Source organism: Serratia sp. 201 (assembly GCF_037027545.1).
Classification (GTDB): domain Bacteria; phylum Pseudomonadota; class Gammaproteobacteria; order Enterobacterales; family Enterobacteriaceae; genus Serratia; species Serratia bockelmannii.
The window spans coordinates 698,407-714,085 of sequence record NZ_JAXCHC010000001.1 but is presented as its reverse complement, the minus strand read 5'-3'; the positions used below and the strand labels follow the sequence as shown (position 1 = coordinate 714,085).

Genomic DNA, 15,679 nt, shown 5'->3' with positions numbered 1-15,679 from the left:
ATGCCTAAATTTGCCGCCAATTTGTCGATGATGTTTACTGAGGTGCCATTCCTCGATCGCTTCGCCGCCGCTGCCGCACAGGGCTTCAACGCGGTGGAATTCCTGTTCCCTTACGAGCATCCCGCGGAGCTGTTGGCCGAGAAGCTGCGCGAACACGGCCTGCAACAAGTGCTGTTCAACACCGCGCCCGGTGATGCCGCCACCGGTGAGTGGGGGCTGGCGGCGCTGCCGGGCCGCGAGCGGGATGCGCGCGCCGATATCGATCGCGCGCTGGCCTACGCCATCGCCCTTTCCTGCCCCTGCGTGCACCTGATGGCCGGCGTAGTGCCCGCGGGCGCTGATCGACAGCGTTATCTCGACACCTTTATCGCCAATGCGCGCTATGCCGCCGACGCCTTCGCCCCGCACGGCGTCAAGGTGCTGATCGAAGCGCTCAGCCCGCCGGTCAAGCCCGACTACCTGTTCGCCAGTCAACATCAGGCGGCGGAAGCGGTGGCGGCGATCGAAAGACCGAACGTGTTCATTCAGTTCGACTTTTTCCACGCGCAGTTGGTGGACGGCAATATCAGCGGGCTGCTGGAGACGCTGGCCGGGCGCTACGCGCATATCCAGATAGCCTCGGTGCCGGATCGCCATGAGCCTGACGAGGGCGAACTGAATTACCCGTGGCTGTTCGACAAGCTGGATGCGCTCGGCTATCAGGGCTGGATCGGTTGCGAATACCGCCCGCGCGGCGACACCGCCGCCGGGCTCGGCTGGCTGAAGCCTTACCGCTAAAGCCGCACGCCGACACCAGGAAATCGATTTTATAACAATGAAACGCACCCGTATCGCCTCGCGGCGATCGCGGTGCCAACGCTTACCCAACGAAAGGCTTTTTCATGTCTACCTCTCTGCTGTTGCTGATTGCCGTACTCGGCGTGGTGCTGCTGTTATTGATGGTGATTAAGGCGAAGGTGCAGCCCTTTGTCGCGCTGTTGGTGGTCAGTCTGCTGGTGGCGTTGGCCAGCGGCATTCCGACCGGTGAAGTGATGAAAGTAATGACCGCCGGGATGGGCGGCGTGCTCGGCTCGGTGACCATCATCATCGGTCTGGGGGCGATGCTCGGGCGCATGATCGAACACTCAGGCGGCGCCGAGTCGCTGGCGCAGCACTTCAGCCAGGGGCTGGGGCCGAAACATACCGTCGCCGCGCTGACCCTCGCTGCATTTATCCTCGGCATTCCGGTGTTCTTCGACGTCGGCTTTATCATTCTGGCGCCGATTATTTACGGCTTCGCCAAGGTCGCCAAAGTGTCACCGCTGAAGTTCGGCCTGCCGATGGCCGGCGTGATGTTGACGGTACACGTCGCGCTACCGCCACACCCCGGCCCGGTCGCCGCCGCCGGCTTGCTCAACGCCGACATCGGTTGGCTGACCATCATCGGCCTCGCGATCTGTATCCCGGTCGGCGTGATCGGCTATTTCGCCGCCAACTACCTCAACCGCAAAACCTATCCATTATCGATAGAGGTGCTGGAACAGCTGCAGCTGGCGGCGCCGGAGCCGCGTCCGGAAGGGCAAGCGCCCCTCAGCGATCGCATCAACCCGCCTGGCGCCGGCCTGGTGGCGGCGCTGATCGTCATCCCGATCGCCATCATCATGCTCGGCACCGTCTCCGCCACGCTGTTGCCGGCTGGTTCGGCGCTGCGCGATGCGCTGTCTCTGCTGGGCTCGCCGGCGGTGGCGCTGATGATAGCCCTGCTGCTGGCCTTCTATTTCCTGGCGCTGCGCCGCGGCTGGAGCCTGCAACACGCCAGCGACGTGATGGGCGCCGCGCTGCCGACCGCCGCGGTGGTGATCCTGGTGACTGGCGCGGGCGGCGTGTTCGGCAAGGTGCTGGTGGAATCCGGCGTCGGCAAGGCGCTGGCCGAAGTACTGACGGCCATCGGCCTGCCGCTGGTACCCGCCGCCTTTATCATTTCGCTGGCGCTGCGCGCTTCACAGGGTTCCGCCACCGTGGCGATCCTGACCACCGGTGGCCTGTTGTCGGAAGCGGTCAGCGGGCTGAATCAGCTGCAGCTGGTGCTGGTGACGTTGGCGACCTGTTTTGGCGGGTTGGGGCTTTCCCACGTCAACGACTCCGGTTTTTGGATCGTCACGCGCTATTTGGGGCTGTCGGTGGCCGATGGCCTGAAGACCTGGACGGTGCTGACCACCCTGCTCGGTCTGAGCGGCTTTCTGTTCACCTGGCTATTGTGGCTGGCGGTGTGATTTCTCTGGCATACTGAACGCCGTTGTTTTTCATCGCCTTTCACCCTGTGCAGGAGCAGCAACATGACCGTAATCAACACCGCGCCAACGCTTGTCACCGAACGCCTGCGGCTGGACGCACACACGCTGGACGACTTCGACTCGCTGGCCGCTCTGTGGGCCGATCCGCTGGTGGTACGCTATATCGGCGGCACCCCGCGCGACCGAGAAGACTCCTGGGGGCGCCTGATGCGCTACGTCGGCCACTGGGCGCTGTTGGGGTACGGGTATTGGGCGGTGCGTGACAAACAGAGCGGCGAGTATCTCGGCAGCATCGGCTTCTCCGACTTCCTGCGCGACATCACCCCAGCGCTCGATGCGCCGGAGATGGGCTGGACGCTGGTGAGTTCGGCGCACGGCAAAGGCTATGCCACCGAGGCGCTGCGGGCGGCGCTGGCCTGGGGGAAAACGCACCTGCCGGGGGAAAAAACCGTCTGCATCATCTCGCCTGAAAACCAGGCTTCGCTGGCGTTGGCGAAAAAGGTCGGCTTCAGCGAAAGCCACCGCAGCGAGTATCACCAGAGCCCGATCGTGGTGATGCATTGCCCGCTTTGAATGCCTAAGCGCGTTGCACCGCCAACGCCGTCTGAATGAAGTTGTCCCGCAGCGCGTCGGTGCGCTGCGGATCCCAGGCGATACCGACCTGCCACTCCGTCTCCTCGCCGCTCAGCGGTAAAATGTCGATGCCGGCCGGCGCGATATGCGTGATGCTGTGCGGCAGCAGCGCGACACCGACGCCGGCGGCGACCAGCGCCAACAACGTTTGGATATCACCGGCCTGCTGCACCACGTTCGGCGTCAACCGGTGAGCGGCGATAAACCGCAGCGACTGATCGCTCAGCCCGCGCCCACGTTTCGGCGTCAACTGCAACAGCGGCAGCTGATTGAAACGCGCCATCAGGTCGTCGGCACGTAGCGCCAGCGCACCCGGCGCAGCCAGCACCAACCGATCGCTCAACAACGCGACGCCGCACAGCGGCGTATTGACCGGCAAGCGCACGAACCCCGCCTGCAACTCTCCCTGCAGCAACAGCTGATACTGGCGTTCGGACGGCAAGTCTTCCAGGCCGATCGCTACCTCGGGGAACCGTTGGCGAAAGGCGGCCACCAGCTGCGGTGCCAGATGAAAACTGGAAAGGCCAAATCCCAGCGACAGCCGCCCCGCTTCTCCGAGCGCCACCCGCCGAGCGCGCTGCTGAAACTGCTGGTACTGCGCCACCAGCACCTGCGCCTCCGGGTAGAGCCGCTGCCCGCCGGCGGTGAGCACCGCCCCCTGTCGGCCACGCTCGAACAATCGAACGCCGAGCTGGGTTTCCAGCGCCTGAATTTGCTTGCTCAGCGCCGGTTGGCTGATGCATAGCCGGCTCGCCGCCTGACGATAGTTGCCCTGTTCGGCCAGCGCCACCAGGGCGCGCAGTTGTTTTATATCCATTCCATTAAGTTATCGAATAGGGAATTTAATTGATTATACAGTAATCAATTCGCCTGCTGTAATCAACGCAGACCCTAACCGGAGAGACACCATGACCATCTCATTACGCGCCGCCACGGTGCAATTCCAGCATCGCGCCAACGATAAAAATTACAACCTGTCGACCATGGAGCGCTTTATCGCTCAGGCGGCCGAGCAGCAGGTACAGCTGCTGGCCTTCCCGGAAATGTGCGTCACCGGCTATTGGCACGTGCGCCATCTGTCCGACGCCGAAGTGCGGGCGCTGGCGGAGCCGATCGTGAGCAGCCCTTCGCTGGCGCGCATTCGCCCGCTGGCTGAGCGTTACAACATGGCGATTGGCGTCGGGCTGATCGAGCTGGGCGATGATGGCCGGTGTTACAACGCCTATGCCGTTTGTCTGCCGGACGGCGAACTGCATGTGCACCGCAAACTGCACGCCTTCGAGCACCCGGCTATCGCCAGCGGCGACCGCTATACGGTGTTCGATACCCCCTGGGGCGTACGCGTGGGCGTATTGATCTGCTGGGACAACAATCTGGTGGAGAATGTGCGCGCAACGGCGCTGCTGGGCGCGGACGTGCTGATGGCCCCGCACCAGACCGGCGGCACCCATTCGCGCAGCCCGCACGGCATGAAGCCAATCCCGCAGGCGCTGTGGCAGCGGCGGGTGGAAGATCCGCAGGCGATAGAAGCCGCCTTTCGCGGCGAACACGGCCGCGGCTGGCTAATGCGCTGGCTGCCGTCGCGCGCTCACGACAACGGGCTGTTCTTGCTGTTCAGCAACGGCGTGGGCCGAGATGACGATGAAATACGCACCGGCAACGCGATGATCCTCGATCCTTACGGCCGCATCGTAGCGGAGACCTGGGCGGCGGAAGACCGGCTGGTCAGCGCCGATCTCGATCTGACGCTGATCCCGCTCAGCACCGGCCGCCGCTGGATTTACGGACGCCGCCCCGAGCTGTACGGGTTGTTGACCGAACCGCAAGGCTATGAACGCGATGCCCGCAGCGCGCGCTTTTCGACACAGCCGACGGGGCGCGGCAGCCGATAACAGATAAAAAAAATCCGCCCGGAGGCGGATTTTTTATCGGTGCGACAAAAGCTGCCGCAGGTTCATGCCCTCAGGCACGAACACACTTAGAAGCGGTAGCCTACGCCAACGTTCCAGGTGCCAACGTCAACGCTACGAATGCGGTTCTGCTCGTAACCGACATCCAGGGCAACGTTCTCGATTGGGTTGAACTGCAGACCGGCACCGTAGGTGAAGCCGTAGTCAGCGGTATCGTGACGAGAAGTACCGTTCTGAGCGTTGGTAGTGAATTTACCGTAACCCAGGCCAACCAGACCGTAGATGCTCGCCCAGTCATTGATGCGGTATGCTGGACCGGCAGAGATAGAGTTGTACTGAGCTTTGTTGTAGAAACCGTCCTGAGAACCGTCCTTTTCCAGGTGGGTAAAGGAACCGATTACGCCCAGTGGGTTGTTGTCGAACTCGTAACGGTATTTCAGGTTGAAACCGTCGGCTTTGTTAGCAACGCCTTGGAAATCACCCTGCGCATAGCCAGCGGATACGGTGCTCTGACCAGCGAATGCGGTACCTGCGCTAACTGCTAATACGCAAGCTGCTACTGCGGAAAGACATGCAATTTTTTTCATAACCACCTCAAACGCGTTTTATTATTAAGTACATCCATTTGTTCATGCTTTGAAAATATAACAAAAATTAGCGTGAAACTCTGCCTTGAAATGAGTGTCTAATGCTTTATATCGTGTAACAGAAGATTTCAAGAACAGTGTATCTGCTTCTTTTCGCTCTATTTTCGGCCATATTCTACGGCTTTCTGTGACAAAAATCACCAATTTAATATCCAGATAATTCTTAAGAAAAAGCGCACTTTTTGACCAAATTCACCTTATCTCATCCGAGGATCGGCGGATTTCACCGCGATACGCGCTTTTCTCAGACAGATTTTCGCCATTTCATTTACACTGCTCGCATCCCCGTTTCGACCGTTTTCTCAAGGCTGAGGAACGGCGCAAAAAAGGCCCGTTAAGGATGTCGTTATCTACTTCCGGCAGAGCGCCCTCCGCGCTGCTGCCTATCTGTCTGTTAATCATCGCCATGGTGTCTATCCAGAGCGGTGCCTCGTTGGCCAAAAGCCTGTTCCCGATCGTGGGTGCGGAAGGCATTACGACGCTGCGTCTTTTCATCGGCACCCTGATTCTGTTCATTATCTTCCGCCCATGGCGTATGCGCATCGCCGCCGGCAGCCGCTTGCCGCTGCTGATTTACGGCCTGTCGCTCGGCGCGATGAACTACCTGTTCTACCTGTCGCTGCGCACCGTGCCGCTCGGCATCGCCGTGGCGCTGGAGTTTACCGGCCCGCTGGCGGTGGCCATGTTCTCCTCGCGGCGGCCGATTGACTTCCTCTGGGTGGCATTGGCGATCGCCGGGCTATGGTTCCTGCTGCCGCTCGGCCACGGCGTGGGCGGGATCGATCCTTTCGGTGCCGCCTGCGCGCTCGGCGCCGGCGCCTGCTGGGCGGTCTATATCATCTTCGGCCAGAAGGCCGGCGGCGATCACGGCCCCGGCACGGTAGCGCTCGGCTCGCTGATCGCCGCGTTGGTGTTCTGCCCGATCGGCGCCTGGCAAACCGGCAGCGTGCTGTTCAACGTTGAGATTCTGCCGATAGCCCTGGCGGTAGCCATCCTCTCCACCGCGCTGCCTTATTCGCTGGAGATCATCGCGCTGCCCAAAATTCCGGCGCGCACCTTCGGCACCTTGATGAGCCTGGAACCGGCGATGGCGGCGTTATCCGGCATGCTGTTCCTCGGCGAACACCTGAGCGGCGTGCAATGGCTGGCGCTGGCGGCGATCATCGCCGCCTCCATGGGCTCCGCCCTCACCATTCGCCCCAAACCTCGCCTCGAAAGCCTTTCCTGATCGCCCGACCCGCCTGCAGACCGCAACGTCGGAATGCAGGCGGGTTAACTGTTTTCCTCGTGACAAGTCGGCATACTTCCCCTTAGCCTGTATCGCAGGCTCTTTGGACTTTCGCTCACATGGAGAATAACAGTGATTCACAACAGCCTGTTCAACCCACGCTTCGGCCGCGGACTCGCGCCGGCGCTGGTTTCAACCCTGACCGAGTTGCGCCGATGCGACCTGCCCGAACTGGCGCTGGGGCATCACCCGATAGACGGCGACAACATCTTTATGGACGTGATGACGCTGACCACCGCGCCGGCGGCGGAAAAGCGCGCCGAAATGCATCAGGAATACATCGCGCTGCATCTGCTGATCAGCGGTGAAGAGCGAATCGAATACGGCCTGGCGGGCAACGGGCATCGTGAACACCCCCACGCGGAAAATAGCGATCTGCTGCTGCTGGACATCAAACGCCACCCGCAAACGCTGCACATGACGCACGGTATGTTCGCGATCTTTTTCCAGATGGAACCGCACAAGACCGGCTGCCTGTGGCAGCGCCCGCAGCACATCAAGAAAGCGGTGGTGAGGATCCATCACCGCCTACTGCTGTGACCCTGCGGCAGCGCCCGTAGAAAATCGGCGGCCTGGCGGGGAGAGCGCAAGCGCTTGAAATGGCGCCCTACATCGGTACGGGCCATCTCCGCCAGGTATTTTCGCCGGTTCTTCGAGTAAGTGCGGATCGTCCAGAGCACGATCGACTCACGGCTGAAGAAAGAACGGCGGAAACTTTCACGATTGCCGGTGCCCGGCCACAGCTCACGTTTGCTGGCCGCGCGTCGGCACGCCCGGCGCACGGCCTGCCACAGCGTGCGGCAGAAGCCGTAGTCCAACCACAGGATATAATCGACTTCGCGCCACTTAATCGGTTGCGTGCGGCTGTAGTTGCCGTCCAGCACCCAGCCTCCTCCCGCTTCGGCCAGCGTCTGCTCTAACCGCGCCAGGAACGCGTCATCGGGCGTACCCTGCCACTCGGGCCGCCAATACAGGCTGTCCATCTCGATATAGGGAACGTCAAGCCGTTCCGCCAATTGACGCGCCAGGGTGCTTTTACCGCTGCCGCTGGTGCCGACGACGTTAATTTTCATCACTCGCCAATAAAAACTGGGATAATTCCCTTACTTTAACCGCATCAATTACGGCTATCAATCTGAATAGGCTTACAATTAACAGCACGATAACAATATGGATATTTAGTCGAATCAGCCTATCCGCAGAAAATAAGATAACAGGGATAAATCGTCACTAACCAAAACAATAACAAAAAAATAAAAATAGCAATTAAATTCATTGCATTACATAGAAACACAAACCAAATTAAAATATTGACATTAGACCAAGCCTATTTGTGCAATAGCCATTTTCGTACGGCAAAAATAAATACCCCTGCTATAATTGATCCCGTAACGAAATAGGACAACGACTAATCAAGAGGATATCTGATATGAGTACCGCTAAACTGGTGAAAACGAAATCTTCTGATCTGCTGTATACCCGTAACGATCTGGACGAAAAAGTCAAACTGGCCGCCATCAAGGCGCTGAACCATCAGGTCGTGCAATTTATCGATCTTTCGTTGATCACCAAACAGGCGCACTGGAACATGCGCGGTGCGAACTTCATCGCGGTTCATGAAATGCTGGACGGCTTCCGTACCGCCATCATCGAGCATCAGGACACCTTCGCCGAGCGCGTAGTGCAACTGGGCGGCGTGGCGCTGGGCACCGTACAGGTCGTTAACGATCAGACGCCGCTGAAAAGCTATCCGACCAATATCCACAGCGTGCAAGAACACCTGAAAGCGCTGGCCGATCGCTACGGCGCGGTGGCGAATGACATCCGTAAGGCCATTACCGAAGTGGAAGATGAAGACACCGCCGACATGTTCACCGCCGCATCGCGCGATCTGGACAAGTTCCTGTGGTTCATCGAATCCAATATCGAATAACGCCGCAACGCGTTGCAGACCGCCCGTCGTGCCGGGCAGAACAGGCTGGGCTTCGCCCGGCCTGTTTTCTTTTGCGCGGTCGTTGAATTGTGCAAAAAACGGCCCATATTAAACGGTAGGGTTCCCTTGTTAGGAGGTGATGATGGCCAGCGGCTGGGCGGCAGACGGCGCCGTACAAGATCAGATTGACTCCACCGTCGACGATGCGGTGCAGCGTGCGCGTGATGCGCTCGGGCATGGCGAGAGCGAACGCTATTGCCAGGAATGCGGAGAACCGATCCCGGAAGCGCGCCGCAAGGCGTTAACAGGCGTGCGTTTTTGTCTCGCCTGCCAGGCAGAACAAGACAAAAAACACGCGGCCAATAGCCTGTACAACCGGCGCGGCAGCAAAGACAGCCAGTTGCGTTAGCATTATCTGCTCCCCTTTTTCTCCTCTCGCGGCCCCCGCTTGCACCGTCGGTGCATCATGAAAGTTAGAGTTAGTTATCAATATTGAAGCAAAAACGTTAAAGAACGGTTGTTTCACAGCCAAAATTTGGTTAATGATAGCCCCGTGCACCAAGATAATTCTTACGCACCATTTCGGTGACTCATTGTGGTGCACAACCATAACAATTCGCCTTTTCGGCACAACATCACGAAGTAACTATTTGTTTTTATAGTAGTTGAAAACATGGCACGATTTTTTCATGGCACCAACTGCAATATAAAAAATGGGTAATCCGCAACCTGTACAGGAATTCCTCTCATGAAGTCGATTTTTAAAGTCTCCCTGGCCGCACTCTCTCTGGCCTTTGCCGTAAGTTCCCACGCAGCAGACAAACTGGTGGTTGCCACCGACACCGCTTTCGTTCCTTTTGAGTTCAAACAAGGCGACAAATACGTCGGCTTCGACATCGATCTGTGGGCGGCTGTCGCCAAAGAGCTGAAGCTGGACTACACCCTGAAACCGATGGACTTCGGCGGCATCATTCCGGCGCTGCAGACCAAAAACGTCGATCTGGCGCTGGCCGGCATCACCATCACCGATGAGCGCAAGAAAGCTATCGACTTCTCCGACGGCTACTACAAGAGCGGCCTGCTGGTGATGGTCAATGCCGACAACAACAGCGTGAAAAGCATCGACGATCTAAATGGTAAAGTGGTGGCGGTGAAGAGCGGCACCGGTTCGGTGGATTACGCCAAGCAGCACATCAAAACCAAGGATCTGCGTCAGTTCCCTAACATCGACAACGCCTACATGGAGCTGGGCACCAAGCGCGCCGATGCGGTGCTGCACGACACGCCAAACATCCTATACTTCATCAAGACGGCCGGCGCCGGCAAGTTCAAAACCGTCGGCGATTCGCTGGAAGCGCAGCAGTATGGCATCGCCTTCCCTAAAGGCAGCGACGAGCTGCGCGAGAAGGTGAACGGCGCGCTGAAAACCCTGCGCGAGAACGGCACCTATAACGAAATCTACAAGAAGTGGTTCGGTACCGAACCTAAGTAAGCTGTGAATTTGGCAAGCTATTAACTTAAGCACAGGGGGTCGCTTAACCCCCTGCGCTTCGTTGTATCTGATACCCACGTTTGGGATCACCGGGAGAAATATCATGCAGTTCGACTGGAGCGCCATCTGGCCCGCCATTCCTATCTTGTTAGAGGGCGCCAAAATGACCCTGTGGATTTCGGTCCTCGGTCTGATTGGCGGCCTGATCATCGGCCTCGTCGCCGGCTTTGCCCGCACCTACGGCGGATGGATCGCCAACCACATCGCGTTGGTGTTTATCGAAGTGATCCGCGGCACGCCGATCGTGGTACAGGTGATGTTCATCTACTTCGCCCTGCCGATGGCGTTCACCGATTTGCGCATCGATCCGTTCACCGCGGCGGTGGTGACCATCATGATCAACTCCGGCGCCTACATCGCGGAAATCACCCGCGGCGCGGTGCTGTCGATTCATAACGGTTTCCGCGAAGCCGGCCTGGCGCTCGGCCTGTCGCGCCGCGAAACCATCCGCTACGTCATTATGCCGCTGGCGCTGCGTCGCATGCTGCCGCCGCTGGGCAACCAGTGGATCATCAGCATCAAAGACACCTCGCTGTTCATCGTGATCGGCGTGGCGGAGCTGACCCGTCAGGGTCAGGAAATTATTGCCGGTAACTTCCGCGCGCTGGAAATCTGGAGCGCCGTGGCGGTTATCTACCTGATTATTACCCTGGTGCTGAGCTTCGTGCTGCGTCGTCTGGAAAGAAGGATGAAAATCCTGTGATTGAATTTAAAAACGTCTCCAAGCATTTTGGCCAAACCCAGGTGCTGCACAACATCGATTTGAAGATCGACAAAGGCGAAGTGGTGGTGATCATCGGGCCATCCGGCTCTGGCAAATCCACCCTGCTGCGCTGCATCAACAAGCTGGAAGAGGTGACCAGCGGCGATCTGATCGTCGATGGCCTAAAAGCCAACGATCCGAAAGTGGACGATCGGTTGATCCGCCAGGAAGCCGGCATGGTATTCCAGCAGTTCTACCTATTCCCGCACCTGACGGCGCTGGAAAACGTCGCCTTTGGCCCGATCCGCGTGCGCGGCGCGAAGAAGTCCGATGCGGAAAAGCTGGCGCGCGAGCTGCTGGCTAAGGTCGGTTTGGCGGAGCGCGCCCACCACTACCCGTCCGAACTGTCGGGCGGCCAGCAGCAGCGCGTGGCCATTGCGCGCGCGCTGGCGGTGAAGCCGAAAATGATGCTGTTCGACGAGCCGACCTCTGCGCTCGATCCGGAGCTGCGCCACGAAGTGCTGAAGGTGATGCAGGATCTGGCCGAGGAAGGCATGACGATGGTCATCGTCACCCACGAAGTCGGCTTTGCCGAAAAAGTGGCGTCGCGCCTGATCTTTATCGATAAGGGCCGGATTGCCGAAGACGGCAACCCGCACGACCTGATCAACCATCCGCCAAGCCCGCGTCTGCAGGAGTTCCTGCAGCACGTTTCCTGATCCTGGCGGTTTAACGGCGGGCGCGCCACGCGCCCGCCGCTTTCATTCCGCACGCGTTCCCACGCCCCATCGCGTTTCCTTTCCTACTATATTCATTGTTTTCATCGTATTGCTCTGACATCCGCCGATCACAGAACGCCAAAGAGAGGAACAATGCCGCCAAACGCATACTCCCGACGAGGTTCTCATCTGCGAGAACACCTGCTTTTCCTGCTGCTGTTGCTGACCCTGAGCGTCTTCGCACCACCGGCGCTGGCGCAAAACGCGCCGCCTGCGCCCGCCGACAAGAGCGAGCAGCAGAAGGCCGCCTACGCCGCGCTGGCCGATCTGCTGCAAGACGACAAAGCGCGCGCGGAACTCATCAATCACCTGAAACAGACCGCCGGCGACGCCCCCGCCGCAGCGCCGGCAACGTCGGAGGAATCGACGCCAGCCACGCTGAGCGACAGCCTGAACTCGCTGGCGCAGGAAGGCATCGGCACCTTTAACCAGAAGCTCGGCGCGCTGCAAAAGCTGATCGACTCCGGCCCGAAGCGCGTTTTCAATCCCGCCGGCTTTTTCCGCGCGCTGGGCTACTTTCTGCTGACAGTGGCGGTCACCTTTGCGCTGTTCCACCTGATCCGGCGGTTGATCGCGCCGCTGTACAAACGCATGGGCAGTTGGGGGCACAATGCGCGGCTGCAGCGCGGCCCGTGGTATAAGCGCCCCGCCGCCATTCTCGGCGCTTTCGCCGTCGATCTGCTGGTGCTGCTGCTGGCGCTGGCGGCGGGCAATCTGTTCGCCCGCCACGTCCACGCCGACAGCGCCACCATTCTGCGGCTGCAGACCCTGTTTCTCAGCGCCTTCGCGGTGATTGAATTTTTCAAGGCGGTGCTGCGGCTGATTTTCGCCCCTAACTTCGACTACCTGCGTCCCTTCCCCTTCAGCGACCGGAGCGCACGCTACTGGAACACGCGCCTCGCCTGGCTCAGCGGCCTGATCGGCTATGGCCTGATGGTGGTGGTGCCGGTGGTGGCGGTACAAATAAGCTACCCGGCCGCCGCCGCCGTCAACCTGGTGGTGATGCTGGCGCTGACGCTGTACGCCATTTGGCTGATCCTGCACAACCGCAAACCGATACAGCAACAGATCAACCTGCTGGCCGAACGGTCGATGGCGTTTTTCAGCGTGATCCTGCGCGGCCTGGGGCATATCTGGCACCTGCTGGCGATCGCCTATTTTCTGGTGTTGTTCGTGCTGTCCCAGTTCGACATCGGCAACAGCCTACGCTTTATGATGAGCGCCACGGTGAAAAGCCTGCTGGTGGTCGGCGTCGGCGCCCTGCTGTCCGGCATGCTGACCCGCTGGATTTTCCGCCGCATTTCGCTGCCGACCGACGTCAATCTGCGCTATCCGATGCTCGAGCGGCGCATCAACTCCTACATCCCCAACGGGTTGAAGATACTGCGGGTGATGGTGGTGCTGGCGGTGACGCTGTTTCTGCTCGACGCCTGGCACCTGATCAACCTGTACCAGTGGGCGGGCAGCGAAAATGGCCAGCGGACGCTCGGCGGGCTGGTGCATATCCTGCTGATCCTGCTGATCGCCGTCTTCAGTTGGACGCTGATGGCCAGCATCATCGAACACCGCCTGGCGCTGGAACTGAGCAACGGCGTGCGGCCGAGCGCGCGTGAACGCACGTTGCTGACGCTGTTTCGCAACGTGCTGGCTATCGTTATCAGCACCATCACCGTGATGATCGTACTGTCGCAGGTCGGGCTGAACATCGCGCCGCTGCTGGCGGGCGCCGGCGCGCTGGGGCTGGCCATCAGCTTCGGTGCCCAGACGCTGGTGAAAGACGTGATCACCGGCGTGTTCATCCAGTTTGAAAACGGCATGAACACCGGCGAATATGTCACCGTCAGCGGCATCACCGGCACCGTGGAGCGCATGACCATCCGCTCGATCGGCCTGCGCGACGACTACGGCGTCTATCACATCGTGCCGTACTCTTCGATCACCACGCTGGCCAACTATGCGCGTGAGTTCGGGGTGTATCGCGCCAACTACACCGTCAGCCGCGACGAGGACATCGATCGGGTCAATGAGGTGCTCCATCAGGCCATCGAGGCGCTGAAGCAGGATGAACAGGTGAAGCATTTCCTGATTGGCGAGCCGGTCTTCAACGGCGTGGTGGCGCTGGGCGATCGCTCGTTCACCACCCGCGTGACGGTGCGCACGCAGGCGCTGAAACAGTGGGTGGTGCAATACGCCCTCGACCGGCTGGTGAAAATCCATTTCGATCGGGCCGGTATCGGCATGCCGCAACAGGCTATGCAGATCTCCCGCGCGCCGCAGCCGCACGAAGAACAGGCGCCGCCCGCGGCGATCTGAGGTTAGCGCCCGCGCCCGCAGGGCTGAGCGGCCAGGAAGGCCGCCACGTCCTGTCGGTAGGCATCGTATTGCACCGAGCGCGGCGCAAACAGGCCCACCACGTTGATCAGCCACGGATGGCGCGCGAACAGCGGTTTGATCATCACGTGGTCGGCTTCGTCGATGCGCGTCACCGTCAACAGCGAGGCCGGGACCGTTTGCCGATAAACGCGCTCGGTTTCGTCCGCGTCCACGTTGACGTCACGCCCGCCCAGTATCAGGTGTACCGGCGTGTTGAAATTTCGTAATCCCGCCGTCGCATCGCTGGCCATGTTGGCGCGAATAAAGCGCCAGCGGTCGGCGCTCAATGCGGCGGTGGCGCCATACTCACGGCGGTACTGCGCGTAGCCGTCCGGTTGTTCGAGCAGCGTTTGAATGTGGCGCCAGTGCGCCTCGCGCGCGGCGATCGACGCTTCATTGTCCCCTGCCGCCACCATCGCTGCCCGGGTGTTATAACGCCCTTGCCGCAGCCAGTTGATCGCCGGCGCCAACGCCAGCGTGAAGGCGATGTCGGGGCGCAAACGCGCCACCTCCGGCATCACCCACCCCGCCTGGCTGGTGCCCCAGAGCCCCACGCAGCGCGCATCGAAGCGCCCGTCCCGCCGGGCCCAGTCGATGATATCGGCGGTTTCCCGTGCGCGATCCGCCATGGTCTGATGCAGCCAGTTGCCGCCGGAGCCGCCAACGCCCGGCTTATCGAAGGATAAAACCGCATAGCCCTGCTGCGCCATCGCCTCCCAAATGCCGTAATAGCCTTCGTCGCGGCTGGCGTTAGCCGGCCCATCGCCGTGCACGAACACCACGATACCGGGCTTGATCGGCGCATGCTGCGGCAACACCAGCGTGCCGGTCAACCGGTTGCCGCCGGCGGTCACCACGACCGGTTCGGTGACAAAGCGAAAGTCGTTGACGTAAATCACCCAGCCAAACGCCGCCAAAACCAGCGCCACGAGGCACAGCCCTATTTTGCGCACGTCGCCTCCCCGTTGCGTTTCTCCATCAATATCCAATCGGCCTGGCCGAACAGTAAGCCCAGCGAGGCGTAATGCTCTTCGCGCCGCACCTGAAAGCCGCAGCGCCGGTACAGACGCTGCGCATCCACGTTGCGCCGGCTGACGTGCAGGCTCAGACGCCGGCCTGTGCCTTGTTCGGCGGCGTAGTCGTTCATCCACTGCAGCAGCCGCCTGCCCACCCCTTTACCGCGCTGGTTCTCGGCCACCGCCAGGTAAGAGAGATACAGCTCACCGGCCGCCGGAGTGTGCTGCAGCACCGCAATTTGCAGATACATGCGCCAAACGTTCAGCCAGCCATAGCGGCGGCACAGCCGCCAAATCGGCAAGGTGCGCGGACGCAGCCCGACGTTGTTCTCGCCAGCGGCCGCATTGAGCGCAAAGGCCGCCACCACCTGTTCATCTTGCTTCACCACGAAGCTGCGCTCCCGGCTGCCGCTTTGCTGCCAACTCCACAGCCGATAGAACAGACGCCACTGAAGGCGGGCGCTGAGACGGCGCGCGCGCTGAAACTTGTCGCTGAACGCGGCGTAGATCAGCGCCGCCGTTTGCAGGCGATCAGCGTCGCGATAAGGATCAATATGCAACATATCAACCTC

17 protein-coding genes are annotated in these 15,679 nt (G+C 60.2%); 12 read left to right on the top strand and 5 right to left on the bottom strand.

Annotation, left to right across the window (positions count from 1 at the left end):
- The 3 genes from otnI to WA302_RS03910 all read left to right on the top strand — a co-directional run bounded on the left by otnI (position 1) and on the right by WA302_RS03910 (position 2,846).
- Positions 1–777, top strand: coding sequence for a 2-oxo-tetronate isomerase (gene otnI, locus WA302_RS03920; protein WP_025302094.1), 777 nt, complete (start codon positions 1–3; stop codon positions 775–777).
- Between the two features lie 104 nt (positions 778–881).
- Positions 882–2,252, top strand: coding sequence for a GntP family transporter (locus WA302_RS03915; RefSeq protein WP_197822211.1), 1,371 nt, complete (start codon positions 882–884; stop codon positions 2,250–2,252).
- A 63-nt stretch (positions 2,253–2,315) separates the two neighbouring features.
- Positions 2,316–2,846, top strand: coding sequence for a GNAT family N-acetyltransferase (locus WA302_RS03910; protein WP_025302092.1), 531 nt, complete (start codon positions 2,316–2,318; stop codon positions 2,844–2,846).
- Between the two features lie 4 nt (positions 2,847–2,850).
- Here WA302_RS03910 and WA302_RS03905 read toward each other — a convergent pair whose 3' ends face one another.
- The gene (locus WA302_RS03905; protein WP_043137104.1) at positions 2,851–3,723 is read right to left on the bottom strand and encodes a LysR family transcriptional regulator; all 873 of its coding nucleotides are present in this window, start codon (positions 3,721–3,723) and stop codon (positions 2,851–2,853) included.
- 91 nt (positions 3,724–3,814) lie between these two features.
- On the opposite strand from WA302_RS03905, the gene WA302_RS03900 reads away from it, so the two are divergent.
- Complete coding sequence (locus tag WA302_RS03900) at positions 3,815–4,798, top strand: nitrilase family protein (RefSeq protein ID WP_060432711.1); 984 nt, start codon at positions 3,815–3,817, stop codon at positions 4,796–4,798.
- Between the two features lie 86 nt (positions 4,799–4,884).
- On the opposite strand, the gene ompX is transcribed toward WA302_RS03900, so the two are convergent.
- Positions 4,885–5,403 carry an outer membrane protein OmpX gene (gene ompX, locus WA302_RS03895; RefSeq protein WP_019454480.1) on the bottom strand — a complete coding sequence of 173 codons (519 nt, stop codon included), beginning with the start codon at positions 5,401–5,403 and terminating at the stop codon, positions 4,885–4,887.
- Positions 5,404–5,803: 400 nt separating this feature from the next.
- On the opposite strand from ompX, the gene rhtA reads away from it, so the two are divergent.
- Together rhtA and nanQ are read left to right on the top strand one after the other, a co-directional pair.
- Positions 5,804–6,691: a threonine/homoserine exporter RhtA gene (gene rhtA / locus WA302_RS03890; protein WP_025302089.1), complete on the top strand. Its 888-nt coding sequence runs from the start codon at positions 5,804–5,806 to the stop codon at positions 6,689–6,691.
- 132 nt (positions 6,692–6,823) lie between these two features.
- Positions 6,824–7,291 (top strand): N-acetylneuraminate anomerase, encoded by a 468-nt coding sequence (gene nanQ, locus WA302_RS03885; protein ID WP_060432710.1) that lies wholly within the window; start codon positions 6,824–6,826, stop codon positions 7,289–7,291.
- Here nanQ and WA302_RS03880 read toward each other — a convergent pair.
- Entirely contained in the window at positions 7,273–7,824 is a 552-nt protein-coding gene (locus WA302_RS03880) for an AAA family ATPase (RefSeq protein ID WP_025302087.1), read from the bottom strand. The genes nanQ and WA302_RS03880 overlap by 19 nt on opposite strands.
- A gap of 356 nt (positions 7,825–8,180) precedes the next feature.
- On the opposite strand from WA302_RS03880, the gene dps reads away from it, so the two are divergent.
- From dps to ybiO, 6 genes are all read left to right on the top strand, one after another.
- Positions 8,181–8,684 carry a DNA starvation/stationary phase protection protein Dps gene (gene dps, locus WA302_RS03875; protein ID WP_025302086.1) on the top strand — a complete coding sequence of 168 codons (504 nt, stop codon included), beginning with the start codon at positions 8,181–8,183 and terminating at the stop codon, positions 8,682–8,684.
- A gap of 142 nt (positions 8,685–8,826) precedes the next feature.
- Positions 8,827–9,093, top strand: coding sequence for a DksA/TraR family C4-type zinc finger protein (locus WA302_RS03870; RefSeq protein WP_049208895.1), 267 nt, complete (start codon positions 8,827–8,829; stop codon positions 9,091–9,093).
- A 339-nt stretch (positions 9,094–9,432) separates the two neighbouring features.
- Positions 9,433–10,176, top strand: a complete 744-nt coding sequence (gene glnH / locus WA302_RS03865) for a glutamine ABC transporter substrate-binding protein GlnH (RefSeq protein ID WP_004939223.1) — start codon at positions 9,433–9,435, stop codon at positions 10,174–10,176.
- 103 nt (positions 10,177–10,279) lie between these two features.
- Positions 10,280–10,939, top strand: coding sequence for a glutamine ABC transporter permease GlnP (gene glnP, locus WA302_RS03860; protein WP_004939229.1), 660 nt, complete (start codon positions 10,280–10,282; stop codon positions 10,937–10,939).
- Entirely contained in the window at positions 10,936–11,658 is a 723-nt protein-coding gene (gene glnQ, locus WA302_RS03855; protein WP_004939230.1) for a glutamine ABC transporter ATP-binding protein GlnQ, read from the top strand. Before glnP ends, glnQ begins: the two co-directional genes overlap by 4 nt.
- Before the next feature lie 153 nt (positions 11,659–11,811).
- Positions 11,812–14,031, top strand: a complete 2,220-nt coding sequence (gene ybiO / locus WA302_RS03850) for a mechanosensitive channel protein (RefSeq protein ID WP_053085973.1) — start codon at positions 11,812–11,814, stop codon at positions 14,029–14,031.
- Between the two features lie 2 nt (positions 14,032–14,033).
- On the opposite strand, the gene WA302_RS03845 is transcribed toward ybiO, so the two are convergent.
- Both WA302_RS03845 and WA302_RS03840 read right to left on the bottom strand, forming a co-directional pair.
- The gene (locus WA302_RS03845; protein WP_025302083.1) at positions 14,034–15,044 is read right to left on the bottom strand and encodes an alpha/beta hydrolase family protein; all 1,011 of its coding nucleotides are present in this window, start codon (positions 15,042–15,044) and stop codon (positions 14,034–14,036) included.
- The gene (locus tag WA302_RS03840) at positions 15,032–15,670 is read right to left on the bottom strand and encodes a GNAT family N-acetyltransferase (protein ID WP_025302082.1); all 639 of its coding nucleotides are present in this window, start codon (positions 15,668–15,670) and stop codon (positions 15,032–15,034) included. The genes WA302_RS03845 and WA302_RS03840 overlap by 13 nt, the downstream gene beginning before the upstream one ends.
- Positions 15,671–15,679 lie beyond the last annotated feature (9 nt).

What these genes read in the sequence shown, in the direction of transcription:
- WA302_RS03880 (WP_025302087.1), bottom strand. Translation starts at nt 7,824, where the DNA reads ATGAAAATTAACGTCGTCGGCACCAGCGGCAGCGGTAAAAGCACCCTG.
- WA302_RS03840 (WP_025302082.1), bottom strand. Translation starts at nt 15,670, where the DNA reads ATGTTGCATATTGATCCTTATCGCGACGCTGATCGCCTGCAAACGGCG.
- otnI (WP_025302094.1), top strand. Translation starts at nt 1, where the DNA reads ATGCCTAAATTTGCCGCCAATTTGTCGATGATGTTTACTGAGGTGCCA.
- WA302_RS03915 (WP_197822211.1), top strand. Translation starts at nt 882, where the DNA reads ATGTCTACCTCTCTGCTGTTGCTGATTGCCGTACTCGGCGTGGTGCTG.
- WA302_RS03910 (WP_025302092.1), top strand. Translation starts at nt 2,316, where the DNA reads ATGACCGTAATCAACACCGCGCCAACGCTTGTCACCGAACGCCTGCGG.
- glnP (WP_004939229.1), top strand. Translation starts at nt 10,280, where the DNA reads ATGCAGTTCGACTGGAGCGCCATCTGGCCCGCCATTCCTATCTTGTTA.
- ompX (WP_019454480.1), bottom strand. Translation starts at nt 5,403, where the DNA reads ATGAAAAAAATTGCATGTCTTTCCGCAGTAGCAGCTTGCGTATTAGCA.
- dps (WP_025302086.1), top strand. Translation starts at nt 8,181, where the DNA reads ATGAGTACCGCTAAACTGGTGAAAACGAAATCTTCTGATCTGCTGTAT.
- glnH (WP_004939223.1), top strand. Translation starts at nt 9,433, where the DNA reads ATGAAGTCGATTTTTAAAGTCTCCCTGGCCGCACTCTCTCTGGCCTTT.
- WA302_RS03870 (WP_049208895.1), top strand. Translation starts at nt 8,827, where the DNA reads ATGGCCAGCGGCTGGGCGGCAGACGGCGCCGTACAAGATCAGATTGAC.
- WA302_RS03905 (WP_043137104.1), bottom strand. Translation starts at nt 3,723, where the DNA reads ATGGATATAAAACAACTGCGCGCCCTGGTGGCGCTGGCCGAACAGGGC.
- WA302_RS03900 (WP_060432711.1), top strand. Translation starts at nt 3,815, where the DNA reads ATGACCATCTCATTACGCGCCGCCACGGTGCAATTCCAGCATCGCGCC.
- rhtA (WP_025302089.1), top strand. Translation starts at nt 5,804, where the DNA reads ATGTCGTTATCTACTTCCGGCAGAGCGCCCTCCGCGCTGCTGCCTATC.
- ybiO (WP_053085973.1), top strand. Translation starts at nt 11,812, where the DNA reads ATGCCGCCAAACGCATACTCCCGACGAGGTTCTCATCTGCGAGAACAC.